This window comes from Thioclava sp. ISO4 (assembly GCF_058105145.1).
The window spans coordinates 1,351,511-1,367,233 of sequence record NZ_CM176571.1 but is presented as its reverse complement, the minus strand read 5'-3'; the positions used below and the strand labels follow the sequence as shown (position 1 = coordinate 1,367,233).

General features: G+C 63.5%; 13 protein-coding genes and 1 pseudogene. 5 read left to right on the top strand and 9 right to left on the bottom strand.

The features are described 5' to 3' along the window. Window positions 1-131: 131 nt before the first annotated feature. The gene (locus AC2TZ7_RS06915) at window positions 132-1,826 is read right to left on the bottom strand and encodes a BCCT family transporter (protein WP_489866358.1); all 1,695 of its coding nucleotides are present in this window, start codon (window positions 1,824-1,826) and stop codon (window positions 132-134) included. A 497-nt stretch (window positions 1,827-2,323) separates the two neighbouring features. Here AC2TZ7_RS06915 and AC2TZ7_RS06910 point away from each other — a divergent pair. Further along, window positions 2,324-3,513 (top strand): IS3 family transposase gene (locus AC2TZ7_RS06910; protein ID WP_143593954.1). Its coding sequence is split into 2 segments (ribosomal slippage): window positions 2,324-2,576 and window positions 2,576-3,513, totalling 1,191 coding nucleotides; the frame shifts between segments, so codons are not numbered across the junction. Here the strand turns inward: AC2TZ7_RS06910 and AC2TZ7_RS06905 are convergent. From AC2TZ7_RS06905 to AC2TZ7_RS06880, 6 genes and pseudogenes are all read right to left on the bottom strand, one after another. Continuing rightward, a complete protein-coding gene (locus tag AC2TZ7_RS06905; RefSeq protein ID WP_489866357.1) occupies window positions 3,459-3,938 on the bottom strand; it encodes a BLUF domain-containing protein in 480 nt (159 codons plus the stop codon). The genes AC2TZ7_RS06910 and AC2TZ7_RS06905 overlap by 55 nt on opposite strands. An 842-nt stretch (window positions 3,939-4,780) precedes the next feature. Beyond that, window positions 4,781-5,302, bottom strand: coding sequence for a hypothetical protein (locus tag AC2TZ7_RS06900; protein ID WP_489866356.1), 522 nt, complete (start codon window positions 5,300-5,302; stop codon window positions 4,781-4,783). A 232-nt stretch (window positions 5,303-5,534) separates the two neighbouring features. Next, window positions 5,535-5,669 (bottom strand): annotated as a pseudogene (locus tag AC2TZ7_RS06895) (transposase); the annotation flags it as partial. Window positions 5,670-6,303: 634 nt separating this feature from the next. Further along, window positions 6,304-6,930, bottom strand: a complete 627-nt coding sequence (locus AC2TZ7_RS06890) for an SMP-30/gluconolactonase/LRE family protein (RefSeq protein WP_489866355.1) — start codon at window positions 6,928-6,930, stop codon at window positions 6,304-6,306. A gap of 8 nt (window positions 6,931-6,938) precedes the next feature. Then, window positions 6,939-7,547 (bottom strand): 2-dehydro-3-deoxy-6-phosphogalactonate aldolase, encoded by a 609-nt coding sequence (locus AC2TZ7_RS06885; protein WP_489866354.1) that lies wholly within the window; start codon window positions 7,545-7,547, stop codon window positions 6,939-6,941. Continuing rightward, a complete protein-coding gene (locus AC2TZ7_RS06880; protein ID WP_489866353.1) occupies window positions 7,544-8,434 on the bottom strand; it encodes a 2-dehydro-3-deoxygalactonokinase in 891 nt (296 codons plus the stop codon). Before AC2TZ7_RS06880 ends, AC2TZ7_RS06885 begins: the two co-directional genes overlap by 4 nt. Window positions 8,435-8,627: 193 nt before the next feature. Here AC2TZ7_RS06880 and AC2TZ7_RS06875 point away from each other — a divergent pair, with 193 nt between their 5' ends. Next, complete coding sequence (locus AC2TZ7_RS06875) at window positions 8,628-8,984, top strand: hypothetical protein (protein ID WP_489866352.1); 357 nt, start codon at window positions 8,628-8,630, stop codon at window positions 8,982-8,984. Window positions 8,985-9,164: 180 nt separating this feature from the next. Beyond that, window positions 9,165-10,226 (top strand): dipeptidase, encoded by a 1,062-nt coding sequence (locus tag AC2TZ7_RS06870; protein ID WP_489866351.1) that lies wholly within the window; start codon window positions 9,165-9,167, stop codon window positions 10,224-10,226. A 100-nt stretch (window positions 10,227-10,326) separates the two neighbouring features. Here the strand turns inward: AC2TZ7_RS06870 and AC2TZ7_RS06865 are convergent, their stop codons facing one another. Together AC2TZ7_RS06865 and AC2TZ7_RS06860 are read right to left on the bottom strand one after the other, a co-directional pair. Continuing rightward, window positions 10,327-12,300 (bottom strand): AsmA family protein, encoded by a 1,974-nt coding sequence (locus AC2TZ7_RS06865; RefSeq protein ID WP_489866350.1) that lies wholly within the window; start codon window positions 12,298-12,300, stop codon window positions 10,327-10,329. Window positions 12,301-12,457: 157 nt separating this feature from the next. After that, window positions 12,458-13,519, bottom strand: coding sequence for a LacI family DNA-binding transcriptional regulator (locus AC2TZ7_RS06860; protein ID WP_489866349.1), 1,062 nt, complete (start codon window positions 13,517-13,519; stop codon window positions 12,458-12,460). Window positions 13,520-13,796: 277 nt separating this feature from the next. Between AC2TZ7_RS06860 and AC2TZ7_RS06855 the strand changes: the two genes are divergently transcribed. Next, window positions 13,797-14,576 (top strand): sugar phosphate isomerase/epimerase family protein, encoded by a 780-nt coding sequence (locus AC2TZ7_RS06855; RefSeq protein WP_489866348.1) that lies wholly within the window; start codon window positions 13,797-13,799, stop codon window positions 14,574-14,576. Further along, window positions 14,573-15,715 carry a Gfo/Idh/MocA family protein gene (locus AC2TZ7_RS06850; protein ID WP_489866347.1) on the top strand — a complete coding sequence of 381 codons (1,143 nt, stop codon included), beginning with the start codon at window positions 14,573-14,575 and terminating at the stop codon, window positions 15,713-15,715. Before AC2TZ7_RS06855 ends, AC2TZ7_RS06850 begins: the two co-directional genes overlap by 4 nt. Window positions 15,716-15,723: the final 8 nt, after the last annotated feature.

Sequence of the window (15,723 nt, the reverse complement as noted above, 5' to 3'; positions counted from 1 at the left end):
CCCGGAATCGCATTTTGAACCCGTTCCGGTCATTCGCTGCGAATGGTTTGATGGTCCACTTCGGGCCGCTTCCGATCGCTATCACTGTCAAGATGCGAGAGCTGTAGCGCTTTGATTTTTCAAAAGTGCGATTAACTACCAGTTCCTTTCTCCTCGCCTTTCTTGTCGCTGTCGACCTGTTCCTGCATGTTGCATTCTTCGGGGACCGTGGGATGCACTTCCGCCGCCGACTTCTCGGCCGCTTCGCGTTCGGATTCCCGCATGAGAAGGCGTTCAATCCGCGCTTCGAGGAGGCTGGCTTTCGCATCTTGTGCCGCAATCTCCTTCGCAAGATCCCGATAGAGAGATATTGCTATTAAGATCATCAGGATCATGAACGGAAAGGCCGCGATGATGGACACTGCCCGCAGGCTCTCAAGGCCACCTGTCAGCAGCAGAACCACCACCATCAAAAGCTGCAATGTGCCCCAGAGAAGTCGCACTGCCCGTGTGGGGTTGAGCACGCCCTTGGACGTGAACATGCCCAACACGAAGGTGGCAGAGTCGGCCGATGTCACGAGAAACATCCCCACAAGCGCGATTGACGCGACCGTTAGAATCGTGCCGCCGGGTAGTTGCTCAAGCAGAACATAGAGACCAGCCGGCACTTCCTTGGCCACTGCATCGGCAATACCGGCATGCTCGTAGATCTCGAAATGAATGGCAGCGCCTCCGAAAGTCGCGAACCACAGCATGCTGAGCGCCACTGGCACGATCATAACACCCAAGACGAATTCTCGGATCGTCCGCCCGCGCGAGATACGCGCGATAAAACTGCCGACGAACGGTGCCCAGCTCAGCCCCCAGGCCCAGTAGAAGAGCGTCCATTGCTCGACCCACGCTCCGGTGGAATAGGGTGAGGTGACAAGGCTCATCTGCAGGACGTTTCCGAGGTACTCGCCCACGGTCTGGGTCAACACCCCGAAAATGAAAGACGTGGGACCGAACGCCAGCACCAGTATGAGCAACGCGGCGGCGAGAAGCATGTTGGCGTTGCTCAGAAGTCGGACGCCACGGTCGAGAGGTGTCATCGCCGAGACCATGAAAAGCCCTCCGACAATGGCGACAATCACGAACTGCGCCGAAAACCCGTATGGCACCCCGGCCAGGCGTGCTATTCCACTGTTGATCTGAAGCGCGCCGAGACCAAGCGTCGTTGCCACCCCAAAAACCGTCGAAACCACGGTGAGCACGTCAATGGCCTTGCCCCATCCAGAGTCCACATGATCCCCGAGCAGGGATCGAAACGTCTCGCTGATGAGGCCGTGACTTTCGTGACGGAACCGGACATATGCGATCGCGAGGCCCACCAAGGCGAAGTTTCCCCATTGATGCAGTCCCCAATGGAAGAAAGCGAAGCGCATGCCGCTCTGGGCGGCATCGGCCGTGCGCGGCAAGCCGGCCCCAAGCGGTGGCTGGTTGAAGTGCATCATCGGTTCGGCCACACCCCAGAAGACAAGCCCGACACCCATGCCGCCGGAAAAAATCATTGCAAGCCAACTCGCGAAAGGGAACTCAGGCGGATCGTCTGCAGCGCCAAGCTTGATCGTTCCGAAGCGCGAGACGGCCAAGAACAGCATGAAACCGACAAAGCTGGTCGTCACCAGAAGGTACATCCAGCCAATATTGGTCGCTGTAGCGTGCAGGATCGCTTGGGCGACCCGGCGAATGGCCTCCGGGGCGATAGCGGCGGCAATGACGAAGATCACCACAATACCGATCGAAACGCGGAACACGGCGCCCACATCTCCGAGGAGTGAAGCTGCAGGATCTTCTGCTGGCTTCATGAGACGTCTCCTGTGCATCCGGCAATCTCTCGTCGTCCGTCCCCATGTATGCCTGTCTTATGGCATGGTTACAACTGGGCCCCGGCCCTTCGCGACAGCCAGCATTCGGCCACATGGCGGAGATTCTCTGCAGCAGTCTCGAATGTCGGCTCTGGGCCGAATTCGCCTCTATTGATAGCAAGAACAGGGACCAACTTGGCGCCCCGAGGTGCAAAGGTCCTACGTCTGATCGGGATGCAATTTTAGCTAGGATCCTGAGGCGACACGGACTCACGCGGCGCGACTTGCCTACAAGTCCGGACACCAGGAGGCTCACGAACGCTCTGATGATAGGCCGCTTCCGCGAACGTGGCGACGACCGGGAATTCCAGATCTTCGAACGCTCTCGGCCAAAGCAATGCCTCGCTCGCCCTTAGGCGATCACGGCCCCCAGTTGACCTGCCACGGGATTTTTCCTCCACCATCGATTAGAGTCCGACCCAACTTGAGGACGGACAATGAAGCGAACGAGATTCACGGACGAGCAGATCATCGGCATCCTGGCCGAACACGAGGCAGGCGCGAAGTGCGCGGACTTGTGCCGCAAGCACGGCATGTCGGAAGGGACCTTCTATAACTGGAAGGCGAAGTTCGGCGGCATGACGGTGCCGGAGGCAAAGCGGCTGAAGACGCTCGAAGACGAGAACGCCAAGCTGAAGAAGCTGCTGGCGGAGCAGATGCTGGACTTAGCGGCGATGAAGGAACTGGTTTCAAAAAAGTGGTAACGCCTGCCTTGAAGCGCGAGGCGGTCGCGCATCTGAAGGCCCAGTTCGGGCTCTCGGAACGGCGGGCGTGCCGGATTGCCGGGGCGGATCGCAAGATGGTCCGCTACCAGACGCAGCGTGCGCCGGACACGGTGCTGCGCGGGCGGTTGCGGGAGCTGGCCAACGAGCGTCGGCGGTTCGGCTATCGGCGGCTCTTCGTGCTGCTGCGGCGCGAGGGAGAAGCCTCGGGGATCAACCGGATCTACCGGCTCTACCGCGAAGAAGGCCTGACGGTGCGCAAACGAAAGGCACGGCGCAAGGCTGTCGGGACGCGAGCCCCGATCCTGGTCGAGGCGCGGCCCAATGCGCGATGGTCGTTGGATTTCGTTCACGACCAGTTCGCCAACGGTCAGCGTTTCCGGGTGCTCAACGTGGTCGACGATGTCACCCGGGAGTGCCTCGCGGCGATCCCGGACACCTCGATCTCGGGGCGCCGTGTGGCTCGTGAACTGACTGCCCTGATCGAACGCCGCGGAAAGCCGGGGATGATCGTCTCTGACAACGGCACCGAACTGACCAGTAATGCAATCTTAACCTTCGCTACCGCGCACCGGATCGAGTGGCACTACATCGCCCCGGGCAAGCCGATGCAGAACGGCTTCGTGGAGAGCTTCAACGGGCGGATGCGGGACGAGCTGCTCAACGAGACCATGTTCCGAAACCTGGCCCACGCGCGGATCGTGATCGCCGCTTGGGCTGCCGACTACAACACCGAACGCCCGCACTCGGCCTTGGACTACCAGACACCGGCTGACTACGCGCGGGCCCTGACCACCGCAATCGCCCGCCCCGCTGCGCGAGATGATAGCTCCGCGCGTCGGGCGATTGCTCAACCTGCGCCGATCGGCGTAAACACCAACCGGGCTCCGGTCGCGGCTGGATGAAAGTTCAGTGGCAGGTCACAGTCAGTATCTACAAGCGCGCGACAGAGTTCCGTGCACGATCTAGCGGACAGCGCGGACGGCTCGAAAGCGCCATTGACCGTATGGCGCTCGACTATCTCCGCCTTGATACGTGACGCTTGGATATGGTGCATGCTCCAGTCAGCGAACATGCGCATGTTCGCATCTGCTGCACATATCAATTGGACCTCTGTGTGCCGATTGTCCTGCATGATGCGCATGAACGTTCCGGCGACCGCAGATCGCTCGCCCTCGAGCACTTGCATGAACCAGTGATCGTCGACAACCAGCGCGCCAGTTATCTTGTCGCGAAGGTTGTTGATGCGGGATCGATCGAGAAGTCGATCCAGCTCTCCGGCGGCCAATGGCTCATGTTTCGATGCGTAGAGAAGCCTCGTTAGCAGCATTGTGCCCCCTTCGTGTGACGCATTGCGCTGCGTCAGCCTGACTTGCCTCATCTCCGGTGGATAGTGCGAAATACCAATTAGGCCCCCTTGGAACCTTCGCCTTGCCACGGTTTAGCAAGACGGCATGCGAAGACGCAGATCCGTTATCCCAACCGCGACTTGGCCGGCCCTCACCAAGAGATCCAGCACGCCGCGGATCATCCGGTCATGCCACAGGCCATAGTCCCACTCAGGTGACCAAGTGGTTATATCCGCGACGATACACGCCACATCGGCGCCGCGCAGCCCAGCCGCGCTGGGCGCCGAGCACAAACTCAGACAGGTCGAACAGGGAAATGTCGCGCACATCAAGGGCGAACAGGCCATCGACAACCCTTGAGGTTCCTCCACCAACGTCGATCACCGGGCAGAGAGACGTAAAACTGGCAAGTTCGCCCAGTTCGAGCGATATCTCCGGACTGTCCTGACGCCAGCTGAGCTCGTCTTCACTCTTGCCGCCCTATTTCCGCTCCCAGTGGTCCTTTGGAGCCCCGTTCACTTATCCTCTGCGCCCGCGGTCCGGTGGGGCATAGCGAACAAGGATACGATTGTCTGCAAGCCATCTAAGAAACGCGAGGCTAATCACCAGAAGCCCAAGCTTTCGGCATTTCTAAGACCACTGTCCACGTAGATGCAAACACGGCAGTCGCCTTTGCAACAAGCTTCCATTTCCTGGCTCAAGAAAATAACGGCCACACCGGCTCCGATGCCTTGCCACTCAGCCAAAAGACATTCGCATTACGCCAAAATCGGGGAGCATGCACTATGCCGAGCACGTCCCTGCGAGCTCAGCGAAGGATCTTCTAGGGTCGAAATTTACCTTGGATGAGAAAATCGAATTCTCTCTCCGTGAAAGGCTTGTCGTTCAGCCTCTCCTCAAGAAGAAAACGCTCGACCGTAAAATAACTAAGGCGGAATACTCGGACGCGAGGAAACTGCCGCATGTCGAAGAAAACATATCCATCGAAGACGCCATCGGAGTCAACTTCATAAAAAAGAGGGGTGTGGCACTCGTTTTCAGCTCCCTTTTCCTCAACAAGAGAGGCGGAAAACACCAAACGCGGAATAATCGTGAGTGGAGGTAGGTTTGAGATCACGTTGCGGCGGACCGCGATGGCTTCGGCCCGATTATGGACAATCTTGAAGCCATTGGGATCAGACAGATCCAGCACCACGCCCGCCACAAAGTCATCTAGGACGGTAGAAGATCGACCAAGATCAATCACCGCCTCATTGCTCATCCCGAGAGCTAAAGAAATGGGACGGGGGTCAATGCCAACCTCAGGAGCTCTGGGTAGATGTAGATCGCGTTCGAAGTCTTTCATGAGACAACCTTTCCAAAGAAAAATGCCGAACCTTAGGCGCCACGGCTAGAACAAGCATATTGGAGGCTGCGTAAATTTTCAGGCTTTTTGTGCCACCTCTTCTCGGAAAACTGTGGACAACCGAAGCACAGCTGAAGCGCGCCAAATACCGAAAAATCGCCTCCAATCGGCGAAGATTTTCTGGCTCGATGAAAGAAGGAAAGAAAAACCGTCAGGTCGTTAGGCTCAGGTCTCAAAGCCAGAAGAGGACTGTCGCGGCGAGGGCTATAGCAGAGAGGAATACCTTCGGGCATCTATCGCAGCGGGCCGCCAGGCGCCGCCTACCCTTGAGCCTACCGAACATGATTTTGATCCGGTTTCGGCGTTTCTAGTGTGAACAGGCATACAATTTTGTCCCTGTAGCGGGGGAAACGGCATCCCACCCTTAACACTGATGTAGATGATGCCCCGGGGTCATCGGGGAACACAGTGTGGGATATCGGCTGTGGAGACGATCGCGAAGATCCGGCTGGCGTATTTTCAGAATTGAGGCATTTAGCCGCCATTGGTTCGAGGACAATGCCGAACAAGTCGAGCAAGTAGATTTGCCGAGAGCTGCGGATCTCACGGAACACGGTGCACGAGGTGGTGCGCCTCGCCGACCATCCTTGGCAATGCGTGACCGAAGACACCTGAGCGCCGCAAGCGACGCCCTCCGAAGTTGACGAGCGCTACGCCCTCTTTCGAGGAGGCGCAGCCGAGATCTCAGATCGCATTGGACGCAGGCGCCCCCCCCGAAAACGCGTTCACCCACGTAACCGCACCGCGGGCTCTGCGCGCCCCGCGGCCCCGGCGGGCGCGCAATAGACCCGGCCTTGCGCCATGTCCGGCGTCTCAATCCCCTCCTGCGCGGTGGTGACGAAAAGCCTGGTAAATTCCGGCCCGCCGAAAGCGGGACAGGAGCTGTGCCGCCCGCCGACTGCGATCGCCCGGTCGAAGCACCCGTCAGGGCAGGTAGCGCGCTACGCGCCCTGCCCCCATTGCGCGCTCCAGAGCGCACCCTCGGCATCGGTCTGCGCGCCGTCGGGGTTCAGCCCCTCCGCGGTTAGATCGACGAAAATTTCCGGCGCCCCCTCGGGCCAGCCCTGCGGGTCGAGCACGACGGTCATGATCTTTCCGGTCGGGGTGTCGGCGAAATAGGCGCGTCGGCCGTCCGGCGCGAAACAGATCGAATTGGGGATCGTGATCTCGGCGAAGAGCCGCTCCACCTTGCCCTCGAAATAGCGATAGATCGCACCCGCGCCCTTCTCCGCCCCCTTGCCCATGGTCGAGGCCCAGAAGCCCCCCATCGGATCGGCCCGGCCATCGTTGCAACGGGTGTCGGTGCGATCAGCCTCGATCGCGGCGAGCGGCTCATGCGCGCCCGAGGCGATGTCGAAGCGGCGCAGCCCGGTCTCGGTCGAGATCACCAGCGTCTCGGCATCGACCCAGCCCGCAGCGGAGGCCATCTGACCGATCGCCCATTCCCGAGGCCCGGTCGCGTCGCGGCTGAGCATCCGACCCGCGAGGATGTCGAACCAGAACAGTTGACCGCGTTCGGGATGCCAGAACGGCCCCTCGCCAAGGAAACAGGCGCGGGCGTCGTACATCTCGAAGCTTATGCCGCGCAGACCTCGTCATAGCTCGCGACCAGCGCGCGGGCCTTCTCGGCCACGGTTTCCACGCTGTCGCCCGGTTTGTAGATCGACGAACCGATGCCGTAGCCTGCCGCGCCCGCCTCGTGCCATTCGGCCATGTTCTGGACCGAAACACCGCCCACCGCATAAAGCGGCACCTCGGGCGGCAGCACCGCGCGCATCGCCTTTAGACCAACTGGCCCGATCAGTTCGCCCGGAAACAGCTTGAGCCCATCGGCGCCTGCGGCGAGCGCCGCGAAGGCCTCTGTCGGGGTCATCACGCCGGGAAAGCTCTGCAGCCCTGCAGCTTTGGAAGCGGCGATCACCTCCGTGTTGCAATTCGGCGAGACGATCAGCTTCGCACCGGTTGCGGCGACGGCGGCGACCTGATCCGTGGTCAGGACCGTCCCCGCCCCTATCAGCGCGTCGGAGCCGAAGCGCTCCACCATCGCGGCGATGCTGTCGAGCGGGTCGGTCGAGTTCAGCGGCACCTCGATCCGGGTGACGCCCTCGGCGATCAGCGCCTCGCAGACGGGGAGGGCTTCGGCGGGGGTGATCCCGCGCAGGATGGCGATGATGGGTCGGCTCATGTGTCAGCTCCGATGGTCTGGCGCGCGGCATAGAGCCCCGCAAGGGTCACGTCTTCGGCGTCATGGCTGGCAGCGTGGATGCCGCAACCGGCCAGCGCCCGGGTATAGAGCGGGCTGAGAACGGGGCTTCCGATCAGCGCGACGGGCTGGCCCTGCCATAGATCGCGCGTGGCGGCCAGTTCCCAACCGATCAGCAGCCCCGAGAGGCGCGCGGCGGCGGTCTCGGGCGATTGCGCGCCCAAGAGCGCCCCGGCGCGCAGCGCGAACAGCGCGCCATAGGCGGCCGCCGGATCGGCCAGCGCCTCGGCCACCGCAGCATCTAACGCGGCCATGTCCTGACAGCCTTCCCCGATCGTGTGGCGCAGCACCGAGCGATGCGCGAGCAGGCCGTAGATCTCGCCGGTCATGCAGCTCCGGAACCGCTCGATCCGGCCCGCGCGCAGAGCCACCCATTTCGTATGGGTCCCCGGTAGGCAGATCGTGCCCTCGAAATCGGGCGTGCGCAGCCCGAAGCCCGCGATCTGGGTCTCCTCGCCGCGCATCACGTCGGGCGGGCTGTCCTGACGCAGGCCGCAGGCGATATAGACGGGGCGCGCCGCGTGATCCGGCACCCGTACGAGGCGCGGCCGGGCGGCGCAGGGCACCGGCGCGTAAGGCGCCTCGGCCCAGCCCTGACGCGAGCCGACCATGCCGCAGGTCACGACCAGGGCCGCGCCCCAGCCTGCGACGGCGTCTTCCAGCACCGGGCCAAACTCGGCGGGGGTGAGCTTGCCCATCCCCTGCTCCGAGCTCCGTCGGTCGAGCACCTCACGCCCGCGCATCGCCCAGAGGCGCAGATGCGTGGTGCCCCAATCGGCGGCGATCCAGTCGGGAGCCGGGTCACTCATAGTCTTTCTCCTTCAATCACGTGAATGCGCTCGGGGAAGGCCCTGATCAGCCCCACCTGAGTGATCCGTTTTGAGTGGTAGTGCATGGCCGGCCTCGGGTCCATCGGGAGGATGGCTGCATCGGCTGGTGCAAGTTCGACTACAACACCCACAAGGATTTCGGCGCGGGCGACCGGATTTGCATCACGGCGCGATGTCGATATTCCGCGAGCCGAAATTCGCGGCCTTCGCCTATGCCTGTCAGCGCGACCCCGACGAGGCGATGCTCGACCGGCTCGAACTGGCGCCAGACGTCACCGAGGCCGATCCGAGCGAGGAGGTCCGGGTGATGATCCGCGCCCGCGATCAGGCGGGCAACAAGCTGCATTTCCTCAACGAGCCGGTCTTCCTGACCGTCGAGGGCCCGGCCACGCTGATCGGCCCCGACTGCCCCGTTCTTCAGGGCGGCGCCACGGGCTGCTGGCTGCGGCTGACCGGCGATGCGGGCACGATCCGGGTCACGGCACGGCTACGCGACCGGCTGGTAAGCGTGGAGATCGCGGCACTGTGAGAGCGGCGCAGGATGGCGCAACCTCTACATTATGGATAGGGATTCCGCGGGGGGCGGGTCAGACAGTCTCGCGGTGGCGGAACTTACCCGCGCCATCCTGCGCGCTCACCGCGCCGAAACCCACTACACCCGCAAGCTCTAGAAAGCGTCTGCGGGCTACACGAAAGAGGATGAATTCGCATGAGCGCCCCGGTCCCGGTCTTCGACGGTCATAACGATTTCCTCCTTCGCCTGCTGCGCGATCCCGAGGCCCGCGAGACGACCTGGCTGAGCGACACCGGCAAGGGCCAGCTCGACCTGCCGCGGATGCGCGCGGGCGGTTTCGCGGGCGGGTTTTTCGCGGTCTACATCCCCTCGCCGGTCGCCCATGACGATCCCGATTTCGGCGCGATCATCCGCAATCCGCCCTTTTCGCTGCCGCTGCCCGAGGCGATCCCCTTCGAGGATGCGCTGCCGGTCGCGATGAAGATGGTCGGCCACCTGATGTGGATGGAGCGCGAGGGCAGTCTGAAAATCTGCCGCTCGGTCGCTGATATCCGCGCCGCGATCGCGGACGGCAAGATCGCCGCGATCCTGCATTTCGAGGGGGCCGAGCCGATCGGGCCCGACCTTGATGCGCTGCATGTCTGGCACGCGATGGGGCTGCGCTCGCTCGGACCGGTCTGGTCGCGCCCGACGGCCTTCGGTCATGGCGTGCCCTTCGCCTACCCGTCCTCGCCCGATACCGGCGACGGGCTGACCGAGGCGGGCAAGCGGCTGGTGGCGGAATGCAACCGGCTGAAGATCATGATCGACCTGAGCCATCTGAACGAGAAGGGCTTCGACGATGTCGCGGCGCTGTCCGATGCGCCGCTGGTCGCCACCCATTCCAACGTGCATGCGCTCTGCCCCTCGTCGCGCAACCTCACCGATCGGCAGCTCGCGATGATCCGCGAAAGCGATGGCATGGTCGGGCTCAACTACGCGCTCGGGTTTCTGCGCGAGGACGGCAAGGCAGAACCCTTCGCCGGCTTCGACCCGATGCTGCGCCATCTCGATTACCTGATCGACAAACTGGGCGAGGAACGGGTCGGGCTAGGGTCTGATTTCGACGGCGCGGCGATCCCGCCCGATCTGGGTGATGCGGCGGGGCTGCCGCGCCTGATCGAGGCGATGCGTGCGCATGGCTATGGCGAGGCGCTGATCGAGAAGCTCGCGCATGGCAACTGGCTGGCGGCTCTCGAGCGGACCTGGGGCGGCTGAGCAGAACCGTTTACGGCGTTTGAAACCCTCGCCTCGAGGAGCCTCGGAAACGCACATGCGCCAGCATGCGAAACCGGACCACTCGGGCGTGGCTGCCCACCTACTTGAAGAGCTTCAGCAGACCTTTCGCGGCCTCCTCCTTGAGCTTCTGCTTCGCGGCATCCTCGGTACTCTGCCCCTCCTGCGGCGTGATCCCGAGCTTCTTGGCGATCTCGGCGTCCGCTTTCGCCTTCAGGTCCTGCTTCGCCGCATCGACCTTGTCGCCCGAGAGCGCCTTCATATCGAGGCCGAATTTCGGCTTCGCCCAGGGACCCGTGATCGAGAGCGGCACCTTCACCCCGCCCGTGCCATCGGCCTTGCTGAGCGCGGTCGGCGTGACCGTGTAGTCAAGGCTCTGCGCCCCGATATCGACGCGGCCCTTGCCCGCAGCACTCAGAAGCGGCGCTTTCAGTGCGAGGTCGTCATTCGACAGCACCCCGTTGGCGATGGTGAAGCTCGCGGTGATCTGATCGAAGATCGTCTTCGCCCCCTCGCCCACGTAGTTCAAATCGAGCGTGCGCAGCATCCCCACCAGATCGAGCCCCTCCAGCGCCCCCTTGCCGAAGGCGACATCGCCCGAGCCCGAAAGCGAGCGCGCCAGCGCGGCCTGGCTGTTGCCCGAGGCCAGCAGCTTCACCGCCAGATCCGCCTTCGCATCGAGCCGCGTGTAATCGGCCAGATCGCTCAGAAGCGGCTGCATCGAGACGCCCTTTGCCACCAGATCGGCGGAGGCAGAGAACCCGCTGCGCGCATTGGCCACCACTTGCCCGGTGACGCTGCCGCCATAGGCCGAGACCTGACGCAGATCCGCCACCGCGCGGCCGTTGTCGATCGTGATCTGCGCTTTGGTCGGGCCCAGCTTGGCAGTGCCGAAATCGATGGAGCTCGCATCGAGCGCGATCTTGCCATCCAGCGCCCGCAGGCCCGAGGCGTCGATCTGCGCGTTCGACCAACCGCTGGCGCCAGAGCCAGAGCCGGAGGAGGACCCGCCCGATCCATCCGCGCCCGAACCAGCCAGCGCCGAGAGATCAAGGGCACCCGCATTGATCTGGGCATCGATCCGCGGCTTGCCTTTCGCGAAGGAGAGATCGCCCGCCACGCTCAGCGCATTGCCGTCGAGCGTGAGTTTGCCGTCGCGCAGCTGCATGGCGCCATCCGCGCCCAGGGTCACGTCGCCCGTCGCAGTAATCGTGTCACGCCCGAGCCCTTTCGGCAGATCCGGCGCGGCCTGCGCGAAGATTGCCGCCAGCGCGGCCGGGTCCTTGACGTTCGCAGTGAGCGCACCTTTCGCCGCCAAGGGGGCCGTCCCGAACGTGCCCTTGAAATCGATCGACGACGCGTCGAGGCTCAGCGCAAGATCGGTGGGGGCCGGATCGCCCGCAAGGAAGGACGCGAAACTTCCGAGCGTGCCTTTCGCTTTCAATGCCTTTCCGTTGACCTGCCCGGTCAGGTTCAGGCGCGCTGGACCATCAAAGGACGGAAGCGCGAGGCTCGCATCGATGCCGGTGAGCGCAAGGCGCTGGCCGCTTGCATGATCGATCCACCTCACCGATCCATCGCTGATTTCCCCTTTGTCGAGACTGAAAGCTGTCACCCCGCCACCCTCGCCCGGGCTCGGGCTCGCAGTCTGGGCGCTGGTGGCCGCGTTCGGTGGCGTGAACTCCCAGTTCCCTGTCCCATCCTTGCGCCGTTCGAGCAGGATGTTCGGCGAGAGCACGTCGACCTTCGAGACGCGGATTTCACCGCCGATCAGGGCGCCCGGATCAACACCGATCTGGAGCCCCTTGGCCGAGAGCATCGGCCCGTCCTTTGACCAATCCGCATTCGCGATCTCGACCGGCCCCGTGCGCACGCCAAGCTGCGGCCAGATCGTCGCATGAACCGAACCGCTCAGCGTCATCTTGCGCCCGGTCGCGGCCTCGAACCGCGCCTCGGCGATCTGGGCGATCTTCTTCGACGGGATCAGCAGGAGCGCCCCCCCGATGCTCAGGGCGATCAGGACGATGAGAGCGAGAGCACGAAAGAACCAGCGCATAGGGCCTCCGGGGGTTGGGTCTTCGCGTTCAAGCTACGCGCCGCTGCGGAGGCCTTTCAAGCCGGAACATCTGCGCTGCGGGGAACATGATGGCGGCCCAAGGCCCGGAGTTGCTCGACCAACGACATCGAAAGGATTTGAAGGGGCGGATCGCGCCTCAGCTTTTCATGTGCCGTGCGGCGACAGTGCCGCGCTCGACAAGTTCGCAGTCGAGTATCCGGCGGGCGCACTGCCCCGGACCGTTTTCGAGCATGTCGATCACCATCTCGGCCGCGACCGCTCCCATTTGCTGGCGCGGCTGGCGAATTGTCGTGAGCGGAGGGTCGGAGATCTCGGCCAGCATCGTGTCATCGAAGCCGATGACGGAGAGGTCGCGGGGCACGTCCAGACCGGCTTGCTGTGCGGCACGGATCGCACCCAGGGCGGATTCGTCATTGGCGCAGAAGATTGCGGTTGGCGGATCCGGCAGGGCAAGCAGGGCGCGGGTTGCGCGCCGCCCGGTCTCGAAACTGAAATCGCCCGGTGCTTCGAGGGCGGGATCCGCCGGCAGCCCTGCCTGCGAGAGAGCGCGCCGATACCCCTCGCGCCTCTCGCGGCTGATGATCCGCGCCATCGGGCCGCACAGATGCGCGATCCGGCGATGTCCCAGCGCATGAAGATGGGCCACCGCCTGCGCGGCCCAGCCGACATTGTCCACCAGCACCGCGCAGAGCGCGAGTCCAGGATTGTCCTCTGACACCAGCACAACCGGACCTTGCTCGGCCATCTTGCGCGAGAGGCCCGCAGGCAGATGGCCGGTCAACAGGATCAGGCCGTCCACGCGCCGCCCCAGATATTGCTCGGCATAGAGACGTTCGACGTCTTCGAGCCCATCCGTTCCGCCCACCATCACCGAAAACTGACGCTCCCGTGCGACATATTCCGCGCCCTTGATCAGTTCGGCGTAGAACGGGTTTTCGAGGTCCTGCACGAGGATCAGCAGCGAATTGGCCGCCTGGGCGCGCAGTTGACGCCCGATCAGGTTGGGACGGAAACCGAGCTCCTCGGCGATCTCATGAACCAGTTCACGGGTCTTGGGGCTGACCTGATCGGGACGGGTGAGCGCACGCGAGACCGTCGCGGTCGAGACGCCGGCGCGGCGCGCCACGTCCGCCATCGTGTGGCGCGGGCCACTCGCCCCTGCCCCCGTCATTCCGCCGTCACCCGACTCACCACTCACATTCATCCCCTTCATTTCATTCTCTATAGGCCCTGCCGGTCCGCCTTCACCAGTCGCAGAGCGCTACACCTCCTGTATCCACTCGGACAATTCATGTTTGCAATCGTTTACATGCGTGATTAGCGTGAAATGCAATCGATTACATACAATCATACCCCCCGAGAACGTCGAGATGCGCGATTGAGGAGTCGCGATCACTTCAGGGAGGAAATCATACAAGCTCGCAAAGGACGGCACGCCATCGGCGCACCCCCGATTTTCTCAGGAGGAGAGAAATATGACCGATTTCAGTTACCAGCTTTACAGCTCGCGCAATGCGGGCCCGCTCGACCAGACGCTCGGGATGCTCGCGCAGGCAGGTTATGCAAGCGTCGAGGGGTTCGGCGGGCTCTATGAGGGGCTTGATGCAGAAGGCCTCGCGGCGTTCCGCGCGCAGCTCGACGCGGCGGGGCTGAAGATGCCGACGGGGCATTTCAGCCTCGATGTCGTGGAGACCGACCCGGACCGTGCAATTGCTATCGCCCGCGCGCTGGGAATGGAGGCGCTCTACGTGCCCTTCCTGATGCCCGATGACCGACCCACCGATGCGAAAGGCTGGGAGGCGTTCGGCATTCGGCTCGCCCGCGCTGGCGCCCCGATCCGCGCCGCCGGGTTCGGCTTCGGCTGGCACAACCACGATTTCGAATTCAAGCCGCTCGCCGACGGCACGCTGCCGATGGAGCATATCCTTGCTGCGGGCGATCTCGACTGGGAGGCCGATATCGCCTGGATCACGCGCGGAGGGGCCGACCCGCTCGACTGGATCGCGCGGTATGGCAACCGGATCACCGCGGCCCATGTGAAGGATATCGCCCCCGAAGGCGAGAAAGCCGACGAGGATGGCTGGGCCGACGTGGGCACCGGCATCATGGACTGGGCCCAGCTGCTCGAGGCCCTGCGCCGCGACAGCAAGGCCGCCCATTTCGTGATGGAGCATGACAACCCGTCCGACGATGCGCGCTTCGCCCGCAGCTCGATCGACAACGCACGCAAGCTCTCAAAAGGGAGCGTGGCATGAGCACTGAACTCGGTATCGGCATCATCGGCTGCGGCAACATCTCGACCACCTATCTCGAATTCGCACCGCTCTTTCGCGGCATCAAACTCGTCGCCTGCGCCGACCTGAACTCGGAGGCCGCCAAGGCGCGCGCGCAGGAATACGGCGTCGAGGCGCAAAGCGTGGAGGCCCTCCTCGCGAACCCCGCGATTGATGTCATCATCAACCTCACCGTCCCGGCGGCGCATTTCGAGGTCGCGAAAGCGGCGCTCGAGGCAGGCAAGCATGTCTACAGCGAGAAACCTTTCGTTCTCTCGGCCGAAGACGGCAAGGCCCTGCGCGAGCTTGCGCAGGCCAAGGGTCTCTCGGTGGGCAGTTCGCCCGACACCTTCCTTGGCGGCGCGCATCAGCAGGCACGCGCGCTGATCGACGAGGGGCGCCTCGGCACGATCACGGCGGGCACGGCCCATGTGATGAGCCACGGCATGGAGCATTGGCACCCGAACCCGGATTTCTTCTTCAAGCCGGGCGGCGGTCCGATGCTCGATCTCGGGCCCTATTACCTTGCGAACCTGATCAACCTGATCGGCCCGGTGAAACGCGTGGCGGCACTGACCTCCACCGCGACGCCCACGCGCACGATTACGTCCGAGCCGCACAATGGCGAGACGATCGACGTCGATACGCCCACCAACATCCATGCGTTGCTCGAATTTGCGCAAGGGGCCACCGTCACCCTGTCCACGAGTTGGGATGTCTGGGCGCACCGACACGGCCCGATGGAGCTCTACGGGACCGAGGGCTCGCTCTTTCTGCCGGATCCGAACTTCTTCGGCGGCCCGGTGGAGATCGCGGGGCGCGACGGGAAGATCGCGCCCGTGGAGCCCTGGGCCCACCCGTTCGGCAAACCCAACCAGGAGCACCCGCATGGCATGGTCGCCAACTATCGCGCGGCGGGCCTTGCCGATATGGCGCTCTCTGTGATCGAGGGGCGCGAGGCGCGGTGTTCCATCGACCGCGCGCTGCACGGGATCGAGATCATGACGGCGATCCTGCGCTCGGGCGAGGAAGGCGGCTTCGTGGAAATGACCACGACCTGCACCCGCGCCCCGGCGCTCGACCCAGAGGGCGCGCGGGCGCTCTTGCGCAAACCAGACTGAACCCGGCC